Source organism: Polynucleobacter sp. MG-28-Ekke-A2, assembly GCF_035012985.1.
GTDB lineage: Bacteria > Pseudomonadota > Gammaproteobacteria > Burkholderiales > Burkholderiaceae > Polynucleobacter.
Genome location: NZ_JAYGQU010000003.1, coordinates 1 through 22,197 on the forward strand (window position 1 = coordinate 1; position 22,197 = coordinate 22,197).

Annotated in this window: 22 protein-coding genes; 12 read left to right on the top strand and 10 right to left on the bottom strand. The window is 45.6% G+C overall.

Annotated features, from left to right (window positions below; translation table 11 throughout):
* Nucleotides 1–136: 136 nt before the first annotated feature.
* Nucleotides 137–682 (bottom strand): hypothetical protein, encoded by a 546-nt coding sequence (locus tag VC188_RS03070; protein WP_323482988.1) that lies wholly within the window; start codon nt 680–682, stop codon nt 137–139.
* Between the two features lie 546 nt (nt 683–1,228).
* Between VC188_RS03070 and VC188_RS03075 the strand changes: the two genes are divergently transcribed.
* The 5 genes from VC188_RS03075 to VC188_RS03095 all read left to right on the top strand — a co-directional run bounded on the left by VC188_RS03075 (nt 1,229) and on the right by VC188_RS03095 (nt 3,055).
* Nucleotides 1,229–1,528 carry a hypothetical protein gene (locus VC188_RS03075; protein ID WP_215322031.1) on the top strand — a complete coding sequence of 100 codons (300 nt, stop codon included), beginning with the start codon at nt 1,229–1,231 and terminating at the stop codon, nt 1,526–1,528.
* Nucleotides 1,529–1,668: 140 nt separating this feature from the next.
* The gene (locus VC188_RS03080) at nt 1,669–2,013 is read left to right on the top strand and encodes a Smr/MutS family protein (protein ID WP_323483097.1); all 345 of its coding nucleotides are present in this window, start codon (nt 1,669–1,671) and stop codon (nt 2,011–2,013) included.
* A gap of 47 nt (nt 2,014–2,060) precedes the next feature.
* Nucleotides 2,061–2,402: a DUF883 family protein gene (locus VC188_RS03085; protein WP_215322035.1), complete on the top strand. Its 342-nt coding sequence runs from the start codon at nt 2,061–2,063 to the stop codon at nt 2,400–2,402.
* 6 nt (nt 2,403–2,408) lie between these two features.
* Entirely contained in the window at nt 2,409–2,777 is a 369-nt protein-coding gene (locus VC188_RS03090; RefSeq protein WP_323482989.1) for a phage holin family protein, read from the top strand.
* A complete protein-coding gene (locus VC188_RS03095; protein WP_323482990.1) occupies nt 2,774–3,055 on the top strand; it encodes a YqjK-like family protein in 282 nt (93 codons plus the stop codon). Before VC188_RS03090 ends, VC188_RS03095 begins: the two co-directional genes overlap by 4 nt.
* Nucleotides 3,056–3,058: 3 nt before the next feature.
* Here VC188_RS03095 and VC188_RS03100 read toward each other — a convergent pair whose 3' ends face one another.
* A complete protein-coding gene (locus tag VC188_RS03100; RefSeq protein ID WP_215322039.1) occupies nt 3,059–3,577 on the bottom strand; it encodes an adenine phosphoribosyltransferase in 519 nt (172 codons plus the stop codon).
* Between the two features lie 11 nt (nt 3,578–3,588).
* Between VC188_RS03100 and VC188_RS03105 the strand changes: the two genes are divergently transcribed.
* The 7 genes from VC188_RS03105 to VC188_RS03135 all read left to right on the top strand — a co-directional run bounded on the left by VC188_RS03105 (nt 3,589) and on the right by VC188_RS03135 (nt 11,679).
* A complete protein-coding gene (locus VC188_RS03105) occupies nt 3,589–4,155 on the top strand; it encodes a 5'-methylthioadenosine nucleosidase (RefSeq protein ID WP_216229138.1) in 567 nt (188 codons plus the stop codon).
* Nucleotides 4,156–4,307: 152 nt separating this feature from the next.
* Nucleotides 4,308–4,796 (top strand): MarR family winged helix-turn-helix transcriptional regulator, encoded by a 489-nt coding sequence (locus VC188_RS03110; RefSeq protein ID WP_215322043.1) that lies wholly within the window; start codon nt 4,308–4,310, stop codon nt 4,794–4,796.
* Nucleotides 4,793–6,271, top strand: a complete 1,479-nt coding sequence (locus tag VC188_RS03115) for an efflux transporter outer membrane subunit (RefSeq protein WP_216229136.1) — start codon at nt 4,793–4,795, stop codon at nt 6,269–6,271. Before VC188_RS03110 ends, VC188_RS03115 begins: the two co-directional genes overlap by 4 nt.
* 20 nt (nt 6,272–6,291) lie before the next feature.
* Nucleotides 6,292–7,260 carry an efflux RND transporter periplasmic adaptor subunit gene (locus tag VC188_RS03120; RefSeq protein WP_216191502.1) on the top strand — a complete coding sequence of 323 codons (969 nt, stop codon included), beginning with the start codon at nt 6,292–6,294 and terminating at the stop codon, nt 7,258–7,260.
* A gap of 9 nt (nt 7,261–7,269) precedes the next feature.
* Entirely contained in the window at nt 7,270–8,802 is a 1,533-nt protein-coding gene (locus VC188_RS03125) for a DHA2 family efflux MFS transporter permease subunit (RefSeq protein ID WP_323482991.1), read from the top strand.
* A gap of 114 nt (nt 8,803–8,916) precedes the next feature.
* Complete coding sequence (locus VC188_RS03130) at nt 8,917–10,071, top strand: alkane 1-monooxygenase (RefSeq protein WP_323482992.1); 1,155 nt, start codon at nt 8,917–8,919, stop codon at nt 10,069–10,071.
* A gap of 9 nt (nt 10,072–10,080) precedes the next feature.
* Nucleotides 10,081–11,679 (top strand): choline dehydrogenase, encoded by a 1,599-nt coding sequence (locus VC188_RS03135; protein WP_323482993.1) that lies wholly within the window; start codon nt 10,081–10,083, stop codon nt 11,677–11,679.
* Nucleotides 11,680–11,698: 19 nt separating this feature from the next.
* Here the strand turns inward: VC188_RS03135 and VC188_RS03140 are convergent, their stop codons facing one another.
* The 8 genes from VC188_RS03140 to VC188_RS03175 are packed head-to-tail and all read right to left on the bottom strand — an operon-like array spanning nt 11,699 to nt 22,178.
* Nucleotides 11,699–13,957, bottom strand: a complete 2,259-nt coding sequence (locus VC188_RS03140; protein ID WP_323482994.1) for a xanthine dehydrogenase family protein molybdopterin-binding subunit — start codon at nt 13,955–13,957, stop codon at nt 11,699–11,701.
* Entirely contained in the window at nt 13,954–14,406 is a 453-nt protein-coding gene (locus tag VC188_RS03145) for a (2Fe-2S)-binding protein (RefSeq protein ID WP_323482995.1), read from the bottom strand. The genes VC188_RS03140 and VC188_RS03145 overlap by 4 nt, the downstream gene beginning before the upstream one ends.
* A 59-nt stretch (nt 14,407–14,465) precedes the next feature.
* Nucleotides 14,466–15,230, bottom strand: a complete 765-nt coding sequence (locus tag VC188_RS03150) for an enoyl-CoA hydratase (RefSeq protein WP_323482996.1) — start codon at nt 15,228–15,230, stop codon at nt 14,466–14,468.
* A gap of 5 nt (nt 15,231–15,235) precedes the next feature.
* The gene (locus VC188_RS03155) at nt 15,236–16,216 is read right to left on the bottom strand and encodes a nitronate monooxygenase family protein (RefSeq protein ID WP_323482997.1); all 981 of its coding nucleotides are present in this window, start codon (nt 16,214–16,216) and stop codon (nt 15,236–15,238) included.
* 21 nt (nt 16,217–16,237) lie between these two features.
* Nucleotides 16,238–16,693 carry a DUF2147 domain-containing protein gene (locus VC188_RS03160; protein ID WP_215322062.1) on the bottom strand — a complete coding sequence of 152 codons (456 nt, stop codon included), beginning with the start codon at nt 16,691–16,693 and terminating at the stop codon, nt 16,238–16,240.
* Nucleotides 16,694–16,724: 31 nt separating this feature from the next.
* Nucleotides 16,725–17,921 carry an acetyl-CoA C-acyltransferase gene (locus VC188_RS03165; protein WP_323482998.1) on the bottom strand — a complete coding sequence of 399 codons (1,197 nt, stop codon included), beginning with the start codon at nt 17,919–17,921 and terminating at the stop codon, nt 16,725–16,727.
* 17 nt (nt 17,922–17,938) lie between these two features.
* Nucleotides 17,939–20,380: a 3-hydroxyacyl-CoA dehydrogenase/enoyl-CoA hydratase family protein gene (locus VC188_RS03170; RefSeq protein ID WP_323482999.1), complete on the bottom strand. Its 2,442-nt coding sequence runs from the start codon at nt 20,378–20,380 to the stop codon at nt 17,939–17,941.
* Nucleotides 20,381–20,390: 10 nt separating this feature from the next.
* Nucleotides 20,391–22,178 (bottom strand): acyl-CoA dehydrogenase C-terminal domain-containing protein, encoded by a 1,788-nt coding sequence (locus VC188_RS03175; RefSeq protein WP_323483000.1) that lies wholly within the window; start codon nt 22,176–22,178, stop codon nt 20,391–20,393.
* Between the last annotated feature and the right edge of the window lie 19 nt (nt 22,179–22,197).

Below are 22,197 nucleotides of genomic sequence, written 5' to 3' on the forward strand. Positions count from 1 at the left end.
CGGCGGAAATAGGTAAAAAACCGAAGGTATCGTGACCGCTAAACTACAATAAACGAGCCTTCCAGCATCAAGAGTTTATCGGTCACGATGAATTTGGAACCGGCGGTCACGATCGCTGGAATACGCAACTAGAACATCAGTTAAATCCGTTCACAGCCTGCATATAGCCTTGGATATATTGCGGCGGTACAAAGAGTTCAGTCTTCACACCATTCTTGGCTGACAGGTTAATGATGAAACCTTTCTTCATCTTGTCTTTGAGGAATGCTTCAGTCAACTGAATTGAGACCACTTCCCGAAAGATGCAGCCTCTATCTCCGCATGCGCCAGCCTCTCTGCCTACTACTTTAAATGTCGTGGCAGGAGTGTTTTCTAGCATTGCAGAGTCGTAATAACGCCATTGTGAGTAATAAGTTAATTGCGCATTGAGCTCATAAGTCTTGGCGCCTTGCTTAGGCTGCTCAGCTCTGAGGCCAAACATTTCATAGGTATTAGCCTCATCCATCGTATTGATAGGAGGGCCTTGATAGATTTTTCCACCGGTTGCTGAGTTGGGGGTAATGATGGTTGAGTGATAGACATCATTGGATTCCCATCCGCTAATTTTTTTATCATTCATATTGCAGGCAGCTAGCCCGCTTATTGCCAGCAATAGAACAACTCGATAGATGATTCGATACATATAAAGCTCCTAGAGAATCTTCAAATCATACTATCCCTTTGGTTAGGGGCTGCAATTCTGGGGCTTGCACGTATTTTCCGGTCATACCGCGCCATCAATCGCCAGTTCCCACGCAGTGCCAGATTTACCCATGTGACCTCCTTATCCCTGGCGGAACAAGCTTCATCAATGCCGTTCTCCGAATAAATTGGATATTAGCGGCCTTGTTCACGCTCTCACACTAAAGCTGCCTAGAGGCGTTCTTGGCGGCATAGCTCAGTTAACGCCTCCATATCTTTTTATTAGGGTAGCTCCCTATGCTTTTTTATACTTCACAACTTCACAACTTCAGAAGTTATGATATAGTGTTGGTACTGGGAGATGAAATGAAGAGACAGGTACCGAAAACACATCAAGCCTTGGAGTGGGTAGGGAAGGGCATGACTGCTGCTCAAGCAGCCAGAAAGATGCAAATTTCAGAATCCAGTGTGTATGCCGCCCTTAGAAAGACAAAGGCGAAAGAAGTGGGCTGTTGTCCAACATGTGGTCACAAAATAAGGAACTAAGATGAAAAAGACTCTATTAGCAGCTGCAACAATCACTGTTGCTGCATTCGCTTATGCAAATACATCGCCGTCAGATTCTTCTGAGTTAGTCAATCAGCAGTGCAAGATATCTGCTGAAGCGGTATCTACCTTGAAGGGTCTGCGTTACGGCAACACTTCAATTCGCAAGGATGTAGCCACATTAATTAACGCCAGCCTTAAGACTCCAGAGAATCGCGAGCTAGCGCAAAAGACCCTGAACCTCATGGTTGACGATAAGGCAACCGATACAAGGGGTTTAGAGGGCAAGTACTGCTCTTAAGGAGATCAGTCTGATTCTTAAAGGTGGCACATAACGCTGAATGCCCTGATTGTGGAAATATGCGGGCATTGTTTAATCAGTGTCCGCATTGCGGTTCTGTCAATTTGCCCATATTGGGTTAGGATACGATTGAGTTCAATATCAAGCAAGACGGCCCATTTGTTGAAGAGGCCCTAGATCGCCTAACGGACATCCTACGAAAATCATTAGAGATCGGAATCAAGGCCATCATATTGATTCATGGATATGGATCAAGCGGTGAAGGTGGTCGAATTAAGTGGGCTATCCATGAAGCGCTTGAAAATAACCGTTACTCTGACCGAGTTGCTGAATACCATTTTGGCGAAGATGTAGCCTTTGGTAGTGAGTCCTATCATGCCTTGCTGAAACGCCGTCCTGGCCTAAAGCGATATCTCAAGCGCTTTAAAGAAGGTAACGCTGGTATGACAGTTTTATTGCTGGGATCTCAGGTTAGAAGTGCTTAGAATAGGGTTATTGGTATTTATGCCTCATCTATTAGGGATCCATTTCCATGACTACTAAGAAACTCGAACATTCAGATTTACATGATGAAAAGCAAGTTGGCGCAGAAAGCCTTATTAGTGAATTCAAATCCCTGATGGCTGATGCTGAAGCTTTAATCAAGGCAACCGAAGATCATCCAGGTGCGGCCATTAGCTCCATTCGTAATAAAGCCCTTGAAACTCTCGCAGGTGCCAAAGAGAGCCTTTCAGGTGTCGAGGGCAAGATGATTGAGAAAGCGAAGGTAGCCGCTGAAGGTGCGGATGATTTCGTGCATCGCAATCCTTGGGAGGCTGTCGGTGTTGCAGCTGGTCTAGGTTTGCTGATTGGCTTATTTATTGGACGCCGTTAGACCCTTATGTCTCAAGAAAATTTACTTTCCTCTATCAAAGGCCTTGCATCAACTGGTGCATCGATAGCGCAAACGCGCTTAGAGCTCTTATCTCTGGATGTGCAAATCGCCAGAAGTAAATTCATTGGCTTGCTAGTGATGATTATCGGCGCCTTATTTTTTTTATTCTTTGGTTTAGTGATGCTCGCGTTGCTAATTGTTATTTACAGCTGGGAGACGGACCGAATACTGGCCTTAGGCTTATTGACCGCAGCCTTTTTATTGGTTGGTCTGGTTTTAGCGGCGCTGATTGCTCAATCACTACATACGATGCCTAGACTATTTGAGGCCTCAATTGCTGAATTAGCAAAAGATCGCGAAGCCCTTTCAAAATGAGTGAGCATTTAAAAGCTTTAGAGCTGCGCCAACACCAATTGAAGCTTCAGGCAAACCGTGAGCGCACTGAGTTTGCTGAACATTTTGAGGCTTGGGAAAAGCCTCTCTCATGGGCTGATAAAGGGGTTGATGCTGTCAACTTCCTAAGGAGTAATCCGATCCTATGGACTAGTGCATTTGCAGCCTTGGCACATTACAGGCCTAAGCTGGCAAGTAAGGCTCTTGCAGTGGGTTGGGGTGCCGTGAAGGTTATCAAGAGCGTTAAAAAACTGCTCTAGCTTCTAGCTTTTTAATACTGACTGATGGCGAATGCCCGATTGATTTAAAAGATCACGGCCATTTAGGAAAGTAATTTCCAGCAAGGTAATTGCACCACTGACTTCAAAGCCAGCACTGCGTATTAACTTATCAGCAGCCACTAAGGTTCCACCGGTAGCAAGAACATCGTCAAGCAGTAATACTCTGGCATCTTTAGGGAGGGTAGATTGCTGAATCTCTAGAGCATCATTGCCATACTCAAGACCATAAGCTTCACGATGACTAGCTAAAGGGAGTTTGTTAGGTTTTCTGGCCAGTACTAAGCCCCTGTGTGCGTGATGGGCTAGGGCAGAGCCAAAGATAAAGCCGCGAGACTCAATGCCTAGAATGTGGGTGTAATCAAATTGCTGGGACACCTCATCTAACTGACGAATAGCTTCTTTAAAGGCGGCTGGATTGGCTAATAAAGGGGATATATCCCTAAAGAGAATGCCGGGTTTTGGAAAATCAGGAACTCCGGGTAGATAATCTAATAAATTCATCAACAGCCAATATGAAAACAGAACTTCTTATTATTACCGCATTAGAGTCCGAGCTCAAGCGTGAAGCTCTGCCAAGTGGGGTGGAAATTGTTTATTCAGGCGTTGGCAAAATTAATGCTGCCATAACCAGCATCAAAGCCATTCACCAATACTCACCAAAGAGAATATTGAATTTCGGTACCGCAGGGAAAATCAAAACAGAATTACAGGGGCTACTAGAAATCGGTAAGGTCATTCAGCGCGATATGGATGCTGAGCCACTAGCACCCCGCGGCAGCACTCCTTTTTGCGCTAGACCACAAGAGTATGTATCTACCGGAAGATTTATCTGTGGCTCTGGTGATAGCTTTGTGACGGCATCCGATCCTTGGTTGCATAGCCAAGGTGTTGATGTTGTTGATATGGAGCTATTTGCAATTGCTGCGATTGCACATGATCATCACATACCTTGGCAATCATTTAAATACATCACCGATGAAGCTAATGAAGACTCTGGGGAAGACTGGCAGGCGAAAGTTCATCTCGGCCAAGAACTCTTTTTGGCGGCTTTAAGTCAGGCTCTTGCTAACGATTCCTAGTTACCTTATTCCTTAATTTGAGCCCAAAATCACCCTAAAAGCACCTAAGTAAGGTTTTTTTACCCTCATTAAGCTTGTGGTGATTTCTGCTGAGTCGCACCGGCAAAATAAGTTCTTGTGTTATAAAATTCATTGACTAGTCAATTAGTTTTATGAAAAATACCAGCCCTTCACCATCCTCTTTCTACACCCCAGATAATTACCGCCCCCAGGGGAGTGTGGCTTATTTGATGTTGCGTAACAAATCAAGCTATCAACGCCTAGGTGATTTGAGGCTGGCAGATCTTGGTATTACTGCAGCGCAGATGAGCGTGTTGCTCCTCGTTTCACATTCTGAAGCGGCTACGATTTCTTCCTTATCGCAAGCGTTAGGAGTTAATGCCGCAGCAACAGTGCGCGTGGTTCAAAAACTGGAAAAGATGAAACTCATACAAAAAGAGCCCTCCAAAAAGGACGGACGTGTAATTGGCCTATCGCTCACTGCTGACGGAAAGAAGGCGGCAATATCGATTCCACCACTGTGGTGCGATCTATTAAATCAGTCATTAAATGGCTTTACGCAAAAAGAATTTGATCAATTACGCGATTTCTTATTGCGAATTGAAAAAAATAATTTACAGCAACTTGAGGTGAGCTCATGAGGCGCTTAGCTTGGGTATGTAGCGTAGTCCTAGTGACGTCCATAGGCTCTCTCCTATCGGCTTGTGCCTTTTTTCCTAGGCAGGCGTTGCCTGAGCAAGCTGCGAAATCCATTGATGTGCTTGAGCCAAAGCTGGCTACACAAACCAATAGCAATAACAGCAGTACTAATCCTATTGAAGATGCATGGTGGACGGCATTTGGTGATCCGCAGTTAAATCAATTGATTCAACTGGGGCTTAAGCAGTCTCCTAGCTTGGATACATCAGGCGCAAGGATAGCGGCAGCCCAAGCGATGTTAGAGAGTGAAAGGGCGGCATTTATTCCTCAGGTAAGTGTTGGAGGTCAGGTTGATCGACAACAACTTTCACAGAATTATATTTTTGTGCCTGGCATGCCTATTTACACCGGATACGGACTAGCCAATGCTTCACTGAGTTGGTCTCTGGATATTTGGGGAAAGCAAAAGAAGTATTTTGATGCCGCCAAGAATCAGGTACTTGTTGCTCAAGCAAATTACAAAGCCTCAGAACTTCTTCTCTCGACAACGATTGTGCGCGTTTATTTTGACTATGACCATATGGTTCAGGCTCGAGCACTTTATGCGAGGGAGCTTGAGGTCAGAAAGAATTTACTGCGTATTGCCATTGACCGCCAGCACGCAGGTCTAGTTGATGCGTTGACAGTAAATCAGCGCAAGGTAGAATTAGAGTCTGCTCAAGCTAATGTAAATCAGTCTAATTTGAGTGTGAAGATGATGCAGCATCAACTTGCTGCTTTGGTTCAAGAGGGCCCATCCTGGGGTGAATCGCTCAAGGCCCCATCGATTCAGGCAACCAATCTTAGTCTCCCCGAAGTTATCCCATCCGATCTATTGGAGCGCAGGCCTGATTTACAGGCATTGTTAAGTCAGATTGATGTAGCAAAGCTGCAATTAGAAGGTGCAAAGTTAGAGTACTTGCCGGACGTGAATCTTGCAGGTTTCATCGGAGTTCAATCATTTGGCTTATCCCAACTTTTTTCTAGCAGAAGTCAGCAATTTAGTATCGGCCCTGCGATAAATCTGCCAATCTTTGATGGCGGCGTAATTGATGCCAACGTAACCGGCAAAGAAGCGAATCGAAACCAAGCGATTGCCTCATATCAGGAGCAACTAGTACAAGCTTTGCGTGAGGTTGCCGATAGCATTGGATCTGTGAAGAATACACAGGCTAATTATGAGGGCTTCGCTAATGCCGAGATAAACGCCAAAAGAAATTTTGAAATTACGCGCAGTAGAAGCGAGGTTGGAATCGCCTCCAAAGAAGCGTCTTTAACTGCGGAGCAGGCTTATCTGTTGCAGGGGCAAAACTATGCAGATGCTAAATCCAAACTGTTAACTGCCAATGTGGTGCTGGTTCAGGCCTTAGGCGGATCTTATCTTCAGTCTAAATCTGAATCTAGAACTCAAGCGAAATTAAGCGGACAAACTCAATAAGTATTTCACTCGGAATATCCATGGACACTACTACAAACAATGGCGGTTTTAATCGACCAAAAGCTTTCAAGATCTTTTTCGCGATCCTGGTTGGCGTCTTTCTTTTAGGACTGCTGTACTGGCTTATTTTTAGCCGTAATTCAGAATCTACTGATGATGCATATGTAGCAGGTTCTCAGATTCAGGTTGTATCCCAAATAGAAGGCGCGATTGCTACTGTCAATGTTTCTGAAACCCAATCTGTCGAGGAGGGCCAAACACTCTTTAGGGTTGACCCTACAGAAGTACTGATTGCATCTGAAAAAGCAGACATTGATTTGCGCAATGCGAATGCAGATTACCAAAAGCGTAAGGTCTTACAGGGCGATGCCAGTGTGTCAAAAGAGGAGCTGGAACACTCTCAGTTGGCCTTGCTAAAGGCGATGGCTAATGCCCGCCAAGCCTACATCAATCTGCTTCGAGTCGATGTTCAAAGTCCAGCTAAAGCCACAATAGCAAAGCGGTATGCTCAAGTTGGCCAGCGTGTAGCTCCAGGCACTCAACTGGCAATGATGGTTGCGGGCGATCAGATTTGGGTTGATGCGAATTTTAAAGAAGATCAGCTTAAAAATATTCGCATTGGACAGTCGGTGAAATTGGAATCTGACATCTACGGAGGCAAGATGGAATTTCATGGCAAGGTAGTTGGCTTTGCCCCTGGAACAGGTTCCACTTTAGCCCTTTTGCCACCTCAGAATGCCACAGGAAATTGGGTAAAAGTAGTGCAGCGCTTACCTGTGAGAATCGCGCTGGATAGTAATGAGTTAAGTAAGCACCCCTTAAATATTGGCTTATCAATGAATGTTAAAGTCGATACTAGTGATCGCGATGGTAGTTCACTACAGGCGATGGATAAAGGTCCCATTAGTGACACTACTATTTATCAAAAGCAATTTGATAAAGCTGAGCGCCATATTCAGTCTCTATTGACGAACTCTAAGAAGCCATAATTAGCCCTTATGAGTGCGCCTGAGCTAGAGCCTCTTAAGGGATATAAGCTGGTACTTGGAACCTTGGCTTTTGCCTTGGGATCCTTTATGAACGTTCTCGATATGTCCATTGCAAACGTTGCTTTACCAACGATTGCAGGAGATTTTGCTATTAGCCCAACTCAAGGGACCTGGGTCATTACTTCCTACGCAGTTAGCGAAGCTATCTTTTTGCCATTAACCGGTTTTCTAGCCAAGAGAATTGGCGAGGTACGTCAGTTTATCTTTGCCACAATACTTTTTACGATAGCTTCAATGCTGTGTGGGTTGGCGCCATCCTTCGAGGTGCTGGTCATCTCGCGCATCTTGCAAGGCATTGTTGGCGCTTCAATGATTCCGCTTTCCCAAACCTTGATCATGAAATGTTATCCGCCAGCAAAGCGGGGTATGGCATTGGGTATTTGGGCGACAACTACCATAGTGGCGCCTGTATTAGGACCCTTAATTGGTGGCTGGCTTACCGATAATTTGGTGTGGCGTTGGGCTTTCTATATCAATTTGCCATTTGGCATTTTGGTTGCTGTGATGGTTTACTGGTTGTATGGGGCTCCAAAGCCTGAGTCCTCTAAAGAGAAAATTGATCTTATTGGCATAGCGCTACTAGTTGCTGCTGTCGCCTCGATGCAAATTGCACTTGATAAGGGTAGTGAATTAGATTGGTTGTCATCATCATTCATTGCAACTTTAGCAACGATCTCCTTTATCTCTTGGGTCGCCTTTGTTCTCTGGGAGTTGGGGGCAGAGCACCCCATTGTGGATTTGCGCTTATTTAGGCTGGTGAACTTTCGTACCTCTGCCATCTGCTTGGGGATAGGATCTTTTGCCTTTTACATCTACATTGTGATCGGCCCTTTATGGCTGCAAACCCAATTGGGCTATACCGCATTTAACTCTGGCAAGGTCATGGCAATCACTGGAGTATTGGCTTTATTTTGTGGCCCTTTATTTGGGGCCAATATCCATCGTATTGACGCGAGAATCATTGCCACTATTGGATTTGCCGCCATGGCAATTGGGTGCTGGATGGCTGCCGGCTTTACAACTGGCGTCGATGAAAAAACACTGATGTTTGCTCGCCTCATTATGGGTGTGGGTATTGCAGGATTCTTCATGCCAATGTCTGCAATTTCTATGTCGCAGCTCAGGGGGAGTCAAATTGCTTCTGGTACGGGTATCTCTAACTTTTTAAGAAACGTGGGTGCCAGTGTAGGAACAGCGGTTGCCACTACGCTCTGGCAGGACAATGCGATTAGACAGCATGAGAACCTCATGAGCAATATTCAGACGGGGAATCTTGCATACCAACAATTGATGGAAACAACTGCCAAACTCGGCATGACAGAAATGCAGCGACATGCCTTAGTTGATAACTTGGTTACCTCTCAGGCCTACATGCTTTCAACCAATCAGCTAATGCTATTGGCAGGACTCATTTTGGTGGCGCTGATGCCCCTAATCTGGTTATCTAAACCTCCATTCGGATCGGGCCTTATCGGTCACTAATGAGGCTTTAATGCTGCGTCATTAGGGATTCTACTGAGATGCTCCGAACACTGCATCCCAAAAGGCGGGCCATCCAATCAAGCAATTTTTGTGAGTGGAGGCTAAGATGTAGTTATGAATAGCATAACAACAACCCAAAATCCAGAGTGGAATGATAAGCGCTGGCTTTGGTTATTGAGCCCAACTATTCCATTTGCTTTTACCGCTTCTATTCTGGCATTCGTATTGACGGGTCAGTGGCTTTATTTGCTTTTTGCCCCCGCCATCATTCATATCGCCATACCAATCTTGGATCTGACTTTTGGTGAAGACTTTAGCAATCCTCCGGAATCCGCTGTTGAGAACTTGAATAAAGATTTCTTTTATCGCGCGCTGGTTTGGCTTTATGTTCCCTTTCAGCTCATTGGCACAGTCTATGGAACTTGGCTGGCAGCGACTCAGTCTTTAGATTGGTATGCCTACATCGCCTTAGTATTTACTGTGGGATCTACCAATGGTATTGGCATTGGAACTGCTCATGAGTTAGGGCATAAACAAGAGTCCGTAGATCGCTGGCTTTCTAAATTGGCATTAGCCTCCAGTATGTATGGCCACTTCTTTGTGGAACATAACCGCGGCCATCATAAGCGGGTGGCAACCCCAGAGGATCCCGCTAGCGCTCGTATGGGAGAGAGTTTTTGGGTATTTCTGCCGCGCACTGTATTGGGTAGCCTATATTCAGCATGGGAATTAGAGCGAGAACGCTTAAAAAGAAAAGGTAAGGGCGTTTGGAGTATCCAGAATGAAAATCTCCAAGCTTGGTCTCTCACCATTCTCTTGTATGGTGCTCTCATGCTTTGGTTGGGATGGGCAGCCCTGATCTTTCTTGCCCTTCAGGGCATCTACGCTGCCTCCATGTTGGAGGTTGTGAACTATGTAGAGCACTACGGACTATTGCGTCAAAAAGATCAAGATGGTGAGTACGTGCGCTGTGCACCAGAGCACTCTTGGAACAGCAACCATATAGTTGGAAACATTTTGCTGTATCACCTACAGCGTCATTCTGATCATCACGCACATCCAACTAGACGATATCAAGCGCTGCGACATTTTGATAAAGCACCGCAATTACCGGGTGGGTATGCATCCATGATTACCTTGGCTTACTTTCCACCATTATGGTTTGCCTTGATGGATCATCGTGTAGTGAAACACTACACTGGTGATCTAAGTAAAATAAATATTCAGCCATCGGCCAGCAGAAAGCTATATCAGCGCTGGTGCAATTAAGGAGACAGCATGACTTCACATAGCTATGACTATGTTGTGATTGGCGGAGGATCTGGTGGCTCAGTTGTGGCAGGGCGCTTAAGCGAAGATGCCAGCACCTCAGTGGTGCTACTAGAGGCGGGCGGCAAGGGCGATAGTTGGGTTGTGAAGACTCCGGCAGGCGCTGTTGCTATGCTGCCAACCCCATTAAATAACTACGCTTATGAGACCGTACCGCAATCGGGCTTAAATGGACGTCGTGGATATCAACCCAGAGGAAAGTGTCTTGGAGGCTCCTCAGCAATTAATGCAATGATTTATATCCGCGGCCATAAATCAGACTATGACCACTGGGCGGAATTAGGAAATGACGGTTGGTCATATCAAGATCTACTACCTTATTTCAAAAAAAGCGAAAATAACGCCGCTATAGCTGATGAGTTCCATGGAAATGATGGCCCTTTACATGTTTCCAATCTTCAATCCCATAATCCCTTTCAACAATATTATTTGGAGGCCGCTAAAGAAGCTGGCTTTAAGATTAATGATGACTTCAATGGTGAGGAACAAGAGGGTCTGGGTATCTATCAAGTAACCCATAAAAATGGGGAGCGTTGGAGTGCTGCGCGCGGCTATATTCATCCATATATGGGCAAGCGCTCTAATTTAAATGTTCAAACTGGCGTTCAAGTCGAGCGCATATTATTCGAAGGTAAGCGTGCAATGGGTGTGAGTTACAACCAAGGCGGCAAGCACCATATCATTCGCGCAAACAAAGAAGTCATCCTGTGTGCTGGAGCCTTTAATTCCCCTCAATTGTTAATGGTGTCTGGAGTGGGACCTAAAAAAGAACTGCAAAAGTTTGATATTCCACTGGTACATGATTTACCGGGCGTTGGTCAAAACTTGCAAGATCATCCCGACTTTATCTTTGGTTATTCTGCGGATAGTCTTGATTTAATTGGCATTTCACTTGGTGGCACCGTCAAAATCACGGGTGAGATTATGAAGTATGTGCGCTCTCGCGAAGGCCTGTTGGCGACTAACTTTGCCGAAGGAGGCGGATTCTTGAAAACAGATTCCAGCTTAGAGGCTCCAGATGTGCAGTTGCATTTTGTAGTGAGTCTAGTAGAGGATCATGCCAGAAAACTCCATATGGCTCATGGATACTCATGTCACGTTTGCGTTCTTAGGCCAAAGAGTCGCGGTCAAGTGACATTAGCTAGCGCAAGCATGAATGAAGCCCCCTTAATTGATCCTGGTTTCCTAAAAGATGATGAGGATCTTGAAACTTTAGTTAAAGGCTATAAATTAACTAAAAAATTAATGGATGCCCCAACGTTTACTAAGATTCGTAAGAAAGATATTTTTACGCCTTATGTAAAAACAGATGATGATATTCGTCAAATTCTTAGACAAAGATCAGATACCGTATATCACCCGGTGGGTACCTGCAAAATGGGTAATGATCCAATGGCAGTTGTCGACTCCCAATTAAAAGTGCATGGCATTGATGGTCTTCGGGTAGTTGATGGATCCATCATGCCGACCCTCATTGGCGGTAATACCAATGCCCCTATCATTGCTATCGCCGAAAAAGCAGTTGATCTTATTCGGGCAGAAGCTTAAATAAGTTTCATTTTGAAAACTAGGCTAATAAAGGTAGCTTTCGGATGCGATTGCCAGTCAATGCAAATAAGGCATTACTTAAGGCTGGTGCAACAGGAGGGACCCCTGGTTCACCCACGCCTGCTGGTGCCCTAGTGCTCGGCACGATCCAAGTCTCTACCTGGGGTGACTCTGACATGCTCAATATTGGATAGTTATTAAAATTTGTTTGCTGAACCACGCCATCTTTGATATCTATCTTGCCGTACAAAGCTGCTGTTAATCCAAAATTGACTGAGCTTTGTATTTGCTGGGCAACCGTATTGGGATTAATTACTGTGCCACAGTCAATTGCGCAAACTACCCTGTGGACCTGAGGTTTTCCATTCTGAATTGATGCTTCAACAACTTCCGCCACAATCGAGCCAAAGGATTCATGCAGTGCAATTCCTCTAGCGTGACCACTTGGAAGAGGCCCACCCCAATTCGCTTTTTTGGCAGCAAGTTGTAAGACTGCTAAATAGCGCGGCGCATCTGTAAGCAGGGATTCTCTAAAAGCTAGTGGGTCTTGTTGAGCCGCATAAGCCAATTCATCAATGAAGCTTTCTAGGAAGAAGGCGTTTTGTGAATGACCAACAGAACGCCAATAACCAACCGGTACACCCATATGAGTTGATATATGAGAAATGTGCTGATTGGTAAAGGCATATGGAAAGTCAAATAGTCCTTCTGATGCTGTTTTATCTGGGGCATCAATTGGACCAGCCAAAGGAATGGAAACCCGCTCCATCCATCGGGGGGTAATGGCGTCACCAGCAGAGACAATGCGCAAGCTATCTACTTGACCTTTTTCATTGAGGGATGCTTTGAGCTGGGTAGCTTGCATTGGTCGATAAAAGTCGTTGGCCATATCTTGTTCTCGAGACCAAGTTAGCTGAACAGGTCTCCCATCAGTAGTCATGGCAACTTGCACAGCTTGGGAGACAAAATCAAGCTCTAGGCGTCGTCCAAATCCACCGCCCAATAGAGTCACATGAAGATTTACTTTCGCAACTGGAACATTGGCGATTTTTGCAGCTAGTGCTCTCGCTAGTCCTGGAATTTGAGTTGGCACCCAAACATCCACTTGACCATCTTTAATTTGCACAGTGCAATTCATTGGCTCGAGAGTTGCATGTGCCAAATAGGGAGCAGAATAGCTGGCTTCGATAACTTTTCTGGCCTTCTTCTCGGCCTCTGTTGTATCACCTGTTTTATAGAAAGTAAATCCGTTATCCTTTTTTATATTTTCTTGGAGTGTCTTTAATATTTGATCGGTATTGATGGCGCCATCTTTTCTCTCGGCCCACTGAACTTTGACTTGTTTTGAGCCTTGCATGGCATCCCAAGTTGTTTTACCAACAACGGCAAAACCATTGGCTGATCCTGCATAGCTCTTGAGCGGAACAATCTTAAGTAACCCAGGTACATTCTGGTTTGTGTCTAGCTCCTTAATGCTGCCACCCATCATTGGAGCTTGAACTATAGTTGCATAAAGCATGTTTGGAAGTCTGATATCTATTCCAAATATTGCTGAACCATCCGTCTTTGATGGGATGTCTACGCGTTTCGTATCCCTGCCAATAACTTCCCATTCTTTGCGATCTTTTAACGCCACTTCATTTGGCGTGAGAGCTGCAGCCTTTTTAGCAAATTCTCCAAAGTTGGCAAAATTTCCACCAGGACCAATAATTTTTCCATTTGCTACCTGTAGATCTTTGGTGGGTACATTCCATTGTTTAGATGCAGCCATTAGCAGGCTAGCTTTTGCTGTGGCTGCAGCATAACGTAAATTGAGCCACGAATCTGCTACTGAAGTAGAGCCGCCAGTAGCATTGATACCTAATTCACGAGCAACTTTGCCAACAAGCCACTCACTACTTTTCATAATGAAAGGTTTTTCACCGTCATTGACGACGGGATGCAGCGGCAGGGCTCCCATAAAAAGTGCTACGTTGCCATAAATGCCGTCATAAGCAGCTTGGTGAAGATAAATGCTGGCCATTGGGGCGTTTAACTCTTCTGCTACAAGCATCATCAGGGCATTAAAAATACCTTGTCCCATTTCACTTTTATTCATAGCCAGACCCACGCTACCATCGGGTGCAATCTGAATCCAGCCATTCAGAGAAATAGCCCCATCTCCAGTCAAGAAATTATCAGGACTTCCAAGTCGTGATCTGGCTGGGAGGACGCCCCATCCCACAATGAGCGCACCTGCAACACCAAATGTGCTGAGGATCATCGTCCGGCGCTTCATGCTCGCTCCTTTGCTGCGGTATGTATGGCAGCCTTGACTCTTTGATACGTACCGCAACGGCAAATATTGGACATCGCTTCATCGATATCAGCATCGGTTGGCTTAGGTTTGCGTGTCAATAAATCTACAGCGGCTAATAGCATGCCACTTTGACAATAGCCACATTGTGGAACTTGTTCTTGAATCCAAGCAGCTTGAAGAGGGTGGTGCTTTTCTGGGATGCCTAAATATTCAATAGTGGTAATTTTTGCGCCAGAGACACTTTCCACCGGGGTTACGCAGGAACGCGTAGCTCGACCATTGACGAGAACAGTACAAGCTCCGCAAGCGGCTATGCCGCAGCCATATTTCGTTCCAGTCATATTCAAAACATCGCGAATAACCCACAGTAGGGGCATGCTAGGATCTACCGTCAGCTCAACTGATTTATCGTTAATGGTTAATTGCATATTTTCTCCCGAATTGATAGATCTAGGAATGCTACATTCTCAAAAACTAAAAACCATTACTAATCCAGCCCATCAAAATTAGGAGCGCGCTTTTCTAAAAAGGCGGTCAGAGCCTCTTTCGCTGCAGGACTATGAAGCCTAGCAATGAAGAGTTTGCCCTCAATATCAATTTGATTGAGTACTGCAGTCTTCAGAGCGCCATCTTTCAATAGTGACTTAGTGCGTAAAACAGACCCGAAGGAGAGGGAGGTAAGTTTTTGAGCTTGCAGCTCTGCATAAGGCAAAGCGGATGGCTCTGTAATTACCTTATTTGCAAATCCAATTTGCTTTGCATCGTCAGCGCTCATGGGTTCGCCAAAAAGCAATATTTCTGACGCTCTTTGATGACCAACGAGGCGTGGAAGTAATAAAGAGATGGCGCCTTCTGGAACCAATCCTAGCGAAACAAATGGAAAAATAAAGCGTGCATCCTTTTGAGCGTATACCAAATCACAATGAAACAGTAATGTCGCCCCTATACCAACGGCAACACCATCAACTGCTGCGATTAAAGGCTTAGTTAGTCCTGCTAGCGCCTTTAACAAATTAATGGGTGGCGCATCTTCATGTGTAATCGGCGATTGCATGAAATCCACAATATCGTTACCTGCTGAAAAGGCATTGCCAGCCCCAGATATCAACATCACTTTTACTTCGGGATTTTGGTCGCCATCAGACAATATCTGCGTAAGCTCACTATACATGGCATTGGTGAATGCATTTTTTTTCTCAGGACGATTCAGTAGTATCTTGAGGATGCCATCCGATAGATGATGATTAATCATGTCGTCTATGCTATACCTTTAAGCAAATTCGCTTTAGTTTGATCATATTCAGCCTTTAAGCGACCTACAAATTGCGCTGTAGGTGTAACCGCTTTCACGGCGCCAATACCTTGACCGCAACCCCAAATATCCTTCCAGGCTTTCTGAGCTGCGCCACCAAAGTTCATCTTGCTTGGATCGCTTTCGGGGAGATTGTCTGGGTCCAAGCCGGCATTGCGTATAGATGGCGCTAAATAGTTGCCAGATACGCCAGTAAATAGGTTGCTCAAGACAATATCGTCTGAATTGCAATCAACCACCGCTTGCTTATACGCATCACTGGCACGAGCTTCCTCGGTAGCGATGAATGCTGAACCAATATAAGCATAGTCAGCGCCCATTGCCTGAGCGGCTAAAACAGCGCCACCAGTAGCAATGGATCCACTTAAAACTAGCGGGCCTTTAAACCACTCCCGAATCTCCTGAATCAATGCAAATGGGCTTTTAATGCCAGCATGTCCACCAGCGCCAGCTGCAACCGCAATTAAGCCATCAGCACCTTTTTCTATCGCCTTTTTAGCAAAGGCATTATTGATGATGTCATGTAATACGATGCCGCCATAGCTATGTGCGGCAGTATTAATTTCTTCGCGTGCACCAAGGGAGGTAATGATGATGGGTACTTTGTATTTGACGCATAGCGCCATATCATGTTCAAGACGATCGTTGCTCTTGTGCACAATTTGATTAATGGCAAAAGGTGCGGCTGGCTTATCCGGGTGTTCTCTGTTGTATTCCGCTAAGGCAGTAGTAATTTCAATCAACCATTCTTCAAGCTGTTCAGCAGGTCTGGCATTGAGGGCTGGCATAGAGCCAATCACACCCGCTTTGCACTGGGCAATCACTAATTTAGGATTGCTGATAATAAAAAGTGGGGCTGCAATGACGGGTAAATTACCATCCGCCAAATGTTTGCGTAGCACTTCTGGAAGAGGTTGATTGCTCATATTTTTTAAATGATCCGTAGATTACTGCTCAGCTTTGTACCAAACTTGGGTGCGACCTAATAATGGAATGCCAATATAGCCGCGGACATCCATTTTTTTGCCATCTTCAGTTGCAACCTTAACTTTGTAGGTTTCGCCATTCTTTGGGTCTAAGATTTTTCCATCTGACCAAGTACCCGCCCCATCTTGCTTAAGATCACTCATGATTTTCATGCCAATGAGGGGCTTATCTTTACGATCGTCTTTGCACAGATTGCAATAAACTAGCGGCGTTTCGCCTGGGGCTGGGAATGTTTTGATGATGGTACCCTGTAAAAACCCATTGGCCTCTTCAATCTTAATTAAGGAAGCCGGTTGATTGGTTTTATCGTCAATTGTTTTCCAAACCCCAATAGCTGGATCGGTAGCTTGAGCATACGTATTGCCAGCAATCAGACCAAGAATGCAGGCCGATAGAATGATTTGTTTTTTTAACATTCTGATGTCTCCCATTTTTGATAAAAGCTGATTAGCAACGCTCAAATATTCCAGCAGCGCCCATACCGGTACCAACGCACATCGTCACCATGGCGTGTTTAAGATTACGTCTCTGTAGGGCATGAATCGCTGTTGCAGCTCGGATGGCGCCTGTTGCGCCCAAAGGATGACCAAGAGAAATGGCGCTACCCAAAGGATTGACTTTGCTTTGATCCAAACCAAGATCTCGAATGACTGCTAAAGACTGGGCTGCAAACGCTTCGTTCAACTCGATCCAGTCCAAATCCTGCAAATTGAGTCCAGCCAGTTTTAACGCAGCTGGAATAGCCTCTTTAGGGCCGATGCCCATAATCTCCGGGGCAACGCCTTTGACGGCAAAACTTACAAAACGTGCCAAAGGAGTGAGACCAAAGGTCTTGATCGCTTTTTCACTGGCTAAGATGAGTGCGCCAACACCATCAGAGGTTTGTGAGCTATTGCCAGCGGTCACGCTACCTCTAGCGGCGAATGGAGATTTGAGTTTCGCTAATCCTTCAAGCGAGGTATCGATCCGTGGGCCTTCGTCTTTCAAAAATTCACGCCACTGTATATCCACTTGGCCTTTATCCAGATTCATCGAGCGATGGGCAACCTTGACGGGAAAGATTTCAGAGTTAAATTCACCGGCGGCTTGTGCGGCCATAGCCTTTTGATGAGAATGATATGCAAAAGCATCTTGATCTTCGCGACTGATCTTCCATTGTTGCGCAACTTTCTCGGCGGTTAAGCCCATACCGTAAGCAATACCAATGTTTTCATCGGCCATAAAGATTTCTGGTGACATCGATGGAGAGTTGCCACCCATGGGAACCATACTCATTGACTCAACACCACCAGCAATCATCACATCCACTTCGCCAACCCGAATGCGGTCAGCTGCCATAGCAATGGCATTTAATCCAGACGAGCAGAAACGGTTGACAGTAATGCCGCCAATAGTATTTGGTAGCCCACCTAGGAGTAAACCAATGCGTGCCACATTCAATCCTTGTTGACCTTCTGGCATGGCACAGCCAATAATGGCATCCTCAATGGCTTTGGGATCTAGGGTGGGTACTTGCGTCAGAATATGTTGTAAGGCGTTGCCAAGCAAGTCATCCGGACGAGTATTTTTTAATGCACCTCGTCCAGATCTACCAACGGCACTGCGAGTGGCTGCAACGATATATGCGTCTTGAATATTTTTCATAGTGATATCTCGGTAAATTAGTTTCTAACAGGCTTGCCAGTTTGCAGAATGCCCATAATCCGTTCCATGGATTTAGGGTGACCAATGAGCTCCACAAATGCCTGGCGCTCTAGTTTGAGCAGCCACTCTTCAGTAACAAGCGTTCCTGCATCGACATCGCCACCAGTAATGATCTGAATGATCTTCTGAGCAATGTGCGCATCGTGTTCAGAGATAAAGCCACCGTCACGCATATTGACTACTTGACCCATCACGGTGGCGGCAACAGAACGGCCGCCAACCGGTATTAAGGTTGGTATAGGAGGTCTGTATCCGGAGTAGCGCATTGCTTTGACTTGATCTTGTGCCAAAGCCAGTAATTCATAGACATTAGCAACAATAATGTCACCCTTTTGCAGGTAAGCCATCTTCATTGCCTCTTGAGCTGATGAAGAAACCTTAGCCATTGCAGCATTTTCAAAAGACGCTTTGGTAAAATCTAAATAATTGGTATTACCAGCAAGCGCGACACCCTGAGCAGCCCTAATAGCCGCTTCTTTTAGTCCGCCACCAGCAGGTAATAAGCCAACACCAACTTCCACTAATCCGATATAGCTCTCCATAGCGGCAACCCTACGTGCAGATTGAAGAACCAGTTCACAACCACCCCCTAAGGCAATGCCAGAGACTGCAGCAACTACAGGCACTTGGGAGTATTTGATTTTCATCATCGTGTCTTGAAACTCTTTGACGAACGGCTCCACTCCAGCGGGGCCGCCTTTCATAACCATAGGCATAGCAGCTTCCAAATTAGCACCTGCGGAGAAGGGCCCACCAGGCGTGCCTAGCTTTAATGAAGTAGGCTGCCAGATCACCAATCCCGCATAGTTTGCTTCTGCAATCTCTACGGCCTTTTGTAGGCCACTTAATACGTCTGGGCTGAAGGTATTCATCTTCGAGCGGAATGAGGCAATCAATACCTCGGGCTGATTGGTATCTACCCAAGCTCGGAAGTCCGTGTTTTCAAAAACAGTGGTGCCCGCTGTTTTAGGATCAGGAGAGCCATCCCCTAACAGTGGCGCCCTAAATACTTGCTTTTGGTATACCGGCAAAGCAGAGCGGGGAATGTATTTATTCTCAGATGCAGACCATGAGCCTTCAGGCGTATGGAAAGCTTGCTTATCAGCAACTGGTCCACTAAAGATCCATGCGGGCAAAGGCTCTTTGCTTAGTGTTTTGCCTGCATCAATATCCTCTTTAATCCAATTAGCCACTTGCGTAACGCCAGCTGCTTGCCAGTCCTCAAAGGGGCCTAAATTCCAACCATAACCCCAGCGCATCGCGAAGTCGATTTCTCGAGCAGATTGCGCAATCTCACCAAGGTGAATCGCACAGTAGTGGAAGATATCCCGATAGATAGCCCATAAAAACTGAGCTTGAGGTTCATCGGTCTCGCGTAGCAATGCAAGTCGCTCTGCAATTGGTTTTTTCAGAATGCGCTCAATCAGCGGTTCAATCGTTGCGGTAGATGGTTTGTATTCACCGGTGACAGCATCCAATACAAGAACATTCTTCCCGTCCTTGCGATAAAAACCTGCTTTAGTTTTCTGTCCCAGCGCACCTTTTGCAATGAGTTGACTAACCACTTCAGGCGTTTTAAATAGGGCAGAGAAGGAATCGCCTTGTAATGCATTTTCCATGGTCTTAATGACATGGGCCATAGTATCCAAGCCAACCACATCGCTGGTTCTAAAGGTAGCTGATTTAGCACGTCCAAGTTTGCTGCCGGTAATGGCATCAACTTCATCAAAGCCTAGGCCAAACTTTTGTGCCTCTGCAAACACTGCCAGGATCGAGAAAACACCTACACGGTTGCCGATAAAGTTCGGGGTATCCTTAGCACGCACAACCCCTTTGCCCATCGTGGAAGTCATAAAGGTTTCAAGTGCATCCAATACGGCGGGATCAGTGTCTGCCGCTGGAATGAGCTCTAGTAAATGCATATACCGAGGTGGGTTAAAGAAGTGCACGCCACAGAAGCGCTTCTTCAGATCACCAGAAAAACCTTTGGCAAGTTCGCCGATAGGAAGGCCTGAGGTATTGGTAGCAAACAGAGCATGCGCCGGAATATGTGGCGCTACTTTTTCATAGAGAGCATGCTTCCAATCGAGACGCTCTGCAATGGCTTCAATGATGAGATCGCAACCTGATAGAAGGCCTAAGTCATCCTCATAGTTTGCAGGAGTGATTAGATTGGCTTCTGCAGATAAACCTAGTGGAGCGGGTTTGAGTTTCTTGAGGTTCTCAATTGCCTTGAGGGTAATCGCATTTTTATTAGAGGGCTTACCTTCTTCAGAATTTGTCGCCAAATCAAACAACACTACAGGCAAGCCTACGTTAATACACTGCGCAGCAATCTGAGCGCCCATGACGCCAGCACCCAAGATGGCTACTTTTTTAATGATTTTGTTATCACTCATATTCAGTCTCTCAGAAAAAATCAGCAGGCATTGCCATTAACGATTTAGAGCCAGCACGTGCTTGACGGATCAGCATGGCTGTTTCAGGAAGGAGTTTGTCAAAGTAGAAGCGGGCAGTAGCCAATTTCGCTTCATAAAAAGGATCTTTGCTAGCCTTATTGGCTAAAGCAATTTTTGCCATCCGCGCAAAGAGGTAGGAATAAATCAAGTGACCCACAACACGTAAGTAAGGTACGGCAGCAGCACCCACTTCTTCGTGATTCATCATAGCTTTCATGCCAATCTCTTTGGTGAGTTTTTCTACCTTGACGGCGATATCAGAGAGTGGATCAATAAACTCCTGCATTTCCTTGCGCACACCTTCATCTTCGATGAACTGTTCGATGATTTTGCCAAACTTGGTAAGCTTCTTGCCCATATCTCCAAGAACTTTTCTACCTAAGAGATCAAGAGATTGAATGGTGTTGGTGCCCTCATAAATCATATTGATACGAGCATCACGAACATATTGCTCCATACCCCATTCAGCAATATAGCCATGACCACCAAATACCTGCATGCCTTCGTTTGTTGCAGTAAATGCGTTATCGGTTAAGAAGGCTTTAATAATTGGGGTGAGTAGGGCTACCATCTCACCTGTTTCTTTACGAACTTTTTCATCAGGATGATTAAGTTCTTTATCAATCATGAGGGCCACCCAGTAAGAAAAGGCTCTACCAGCTTCTGCGTAAGCTCTTTGGGTGAGCAACATTCTACGAACATCCGGATGAACAATAATCGGATCAGCCGCCTTTTCGGGTGCCTTAGCCCCAGTTAAGCTACGCATTTGTAAACGCTCTTTGGCATAAGCGGCAGAGTTCTGATATGCCACCTCTGTTAAGCCAAGACTTTGCATGCCTACACCAAGACGAGCCGCATTCATCATCACAAACATCGCGTTTAGACCTTTGTGGGGCTCGCCAACGAGGGTGCCTATGGCACCATCAAAGTTCATAACGCAAGTGGCATTCCCATGAATACCCATCTTATGTTCCAGGGAGCCACAAGACACTGCATTGGCTTTACCAATAGAACCGTCGCCTCCAACCTGAAATTTAGGCACTGCAAATAAAGAGATGCCTTTACTTCCAATTGGAGAGTCCGGTAGGCGTGCTAAAACAAGATGAACAATGTTCTCAGCTAAATCATGATCACCGCTGGAGATAAAAATCTTGGTTCCGTTAATAGCGTATGTACCGTCGGCCTGTGGTTCTGCTTTAGTCTTTAGCAAACCCAGATCAGTGCCGCAATGAGGCTCAGTCAAGCACATCGTTCCAGTCCATTGACCAGATACCAATTTTTCTAAATAAGTCTTTTTCTGTTCATCGGTACCATGGGCATGTAAGCATTCGTATGCACCATGTGACAAGCCCGGATACATCGTCCAAGATTGATTTGCGGAATTTAAAGTCTCATACAGAACAGTATTGAGTAGTTGCGGCAAGCCTTGGCCACCATATGCGGGATCGCATGATAAAGCAGGCCATCCACCCGCAACATACTGCTCATAAGCCTGCTTAAAGCCAGCAGGGGTCGTAACTGACCCATCCTCATGTCGCGTACAACCTTCTTGATCGCCAATTTGATTCAAAGGGAAGGCGATCTCACTAGCAAATTTGCCGGCCTCTTCAATGATCTGATTCATGGTGTCTTTATCAACATCCTGGTATGCAGGCAGAGAAGCGAACTCTTTGCCGGCATCAAGCATTTCATGAATAACGAATTGAATATCGCGGAGGGGTGGATTGTATTGAGGCATTTTCTTTATCTTCTTCGAT

Bases quoted from the DNA above. Each gene is read 5' to 3' on its own strand.
- VC188_RS03070 (WP_323482988.1), bottom strand. From the start codon at position 682: ATGTATCGAATCATCTATCGAGTTGTTCTATTGCTGGCAATAAGCGGG.
- VC188_RS03075 (WP_215322031.1), top strand. From the start codon at position 1,229: ATGAAAAAGACTCTATTAGCAGCTGCAACAATCACTGTTGCTGCATTC.
- VC188_RS03085 (WP_215322035.1), top strand. From the start codon at position 2,061: ATGACTACTAAGAAACTCGAACATTCAGATTTACATGATGAAAAGCAA.
- VC188_RS03090 (WP_323482989.1), top strand. From the start codon at position 2,409: ATGTCTCAAGAAAATTTACTTTCCTCTATCAAAGGCCTTGCATCAACT.
- VC188_RS03095 (WP_323482990.1), top strand. From the start codon at position 2,774: ATGAGTGAGCATTTAAAAGCTTTAGAGCTGCGCCAACACCAATTGAAG.
- VC188_RS03100 (WP_215322039.1), bottom strand. From the start codon at position 3,577: ATGAATTTATTAGATTATCTACCCGGAGTTCCTGATTTTCCAAAACCC.
- VC188_RS03105 (WP_216229138.1), top strand. From the start codon at position 3,589: ATGAAAACAGAACTTCTTATTATTACCGCATTAGAGTCCGAGCTCAAG.
- VC188_RS03110 (WP_215322043.1), top strand. From the start codon at position 4,308: ATGAAAAATACCAGCCCTTCACCATCCTCTTTCTACACCCCAGATAAT.
- VC188_RS03115 (WP_216229136.1), top strand. From the start codon at position 4,793: ATGAGGCGCTTAGCTTGGGTATGTAGCGTAGTCCTAGTGACGTCCATA.
- VC188_RS03120 (WP_216191502.1), top strand. From the start codon at position 6,292: ATGGACACTACTACAAACAATGGCGGTTTTAATCGACCAAAAGCTTTC.
- VC188_RS03125 (WP_323482991.1), top strand. From the start codon at position 7,270: ATGAGTGCGCCTGAGCTAGAGCCTCTTAAGGGATATAAGCTGGTACTT.
- VC188_RS03130 (WP_323482992.1), top strand. From the start codon at position 8,917: ATGAATAGCATAACAACAACCCAAAATCCAGAGTGGAATGATAAGCGC.
- VC188_RS03135 (WP_323482993.1), top strand. From the start codon at position 10,081: ATGACTTCACATAGCTATGACTATGTTGTGATTGGCGGAGGATCTGGT.
- VC188_RS03140 (WP_323482994.1), bottom strand. From the start codon at position 13,957: ATGAAGCGCCGGACGATGATCCTCAGCACATTTGGTGTTGCAGGTGCG.
- VC188_RS03145 (WP_323482995.1), bottom strand. From the start codon at position 14,406: ATGCAATTAACCATTAACGATAAATCAGTTGAGCTGACGGTAGATCCT.
- VC188_RS03150 (WP_323482996.1), bottom strand. From the start codon at position 15,230: ATGATTAATCATCATCTATCGGATGGCATCCTCAAGATACTACTGAAT.
- VC188_RS03155 (WP_323482997.1), bottom strand. From the start codon at position 16,216: ATGAGCAATCAACCTCTTCCAGAAGTGCTACGCAAACATTTGGCGGAT.
- VC188_RS03160 (WP_215322062.1), bottom strand. From the start codon at position 16,693: ATGTTAAAAAAACAAATCATTCTATCGGCCTGCATTCTTGGTCTGATT.
- VC188_RS03165 (WP_323482998.1), bottom strand. From the start codon at position 17,921: ATGAAAAATATTCAAGACGCATATATCGTTGCAGCCACTCGCAGTGCC.
- VC188_RS03170 (WP_323482999.1), bottom strand. From the start codon at position 20,380: ATGAGTGATAACAAAATCATTAAAAAAGTAGCCATCTTGGGTGCTGGC.
- VC188_RS03175 (WP_323483000.1), bottom strand. From the start codon at position 22,178: ATGCCTCAATACAATCCACCCCTCCGCGATATTCAATTCGTTATTCAT.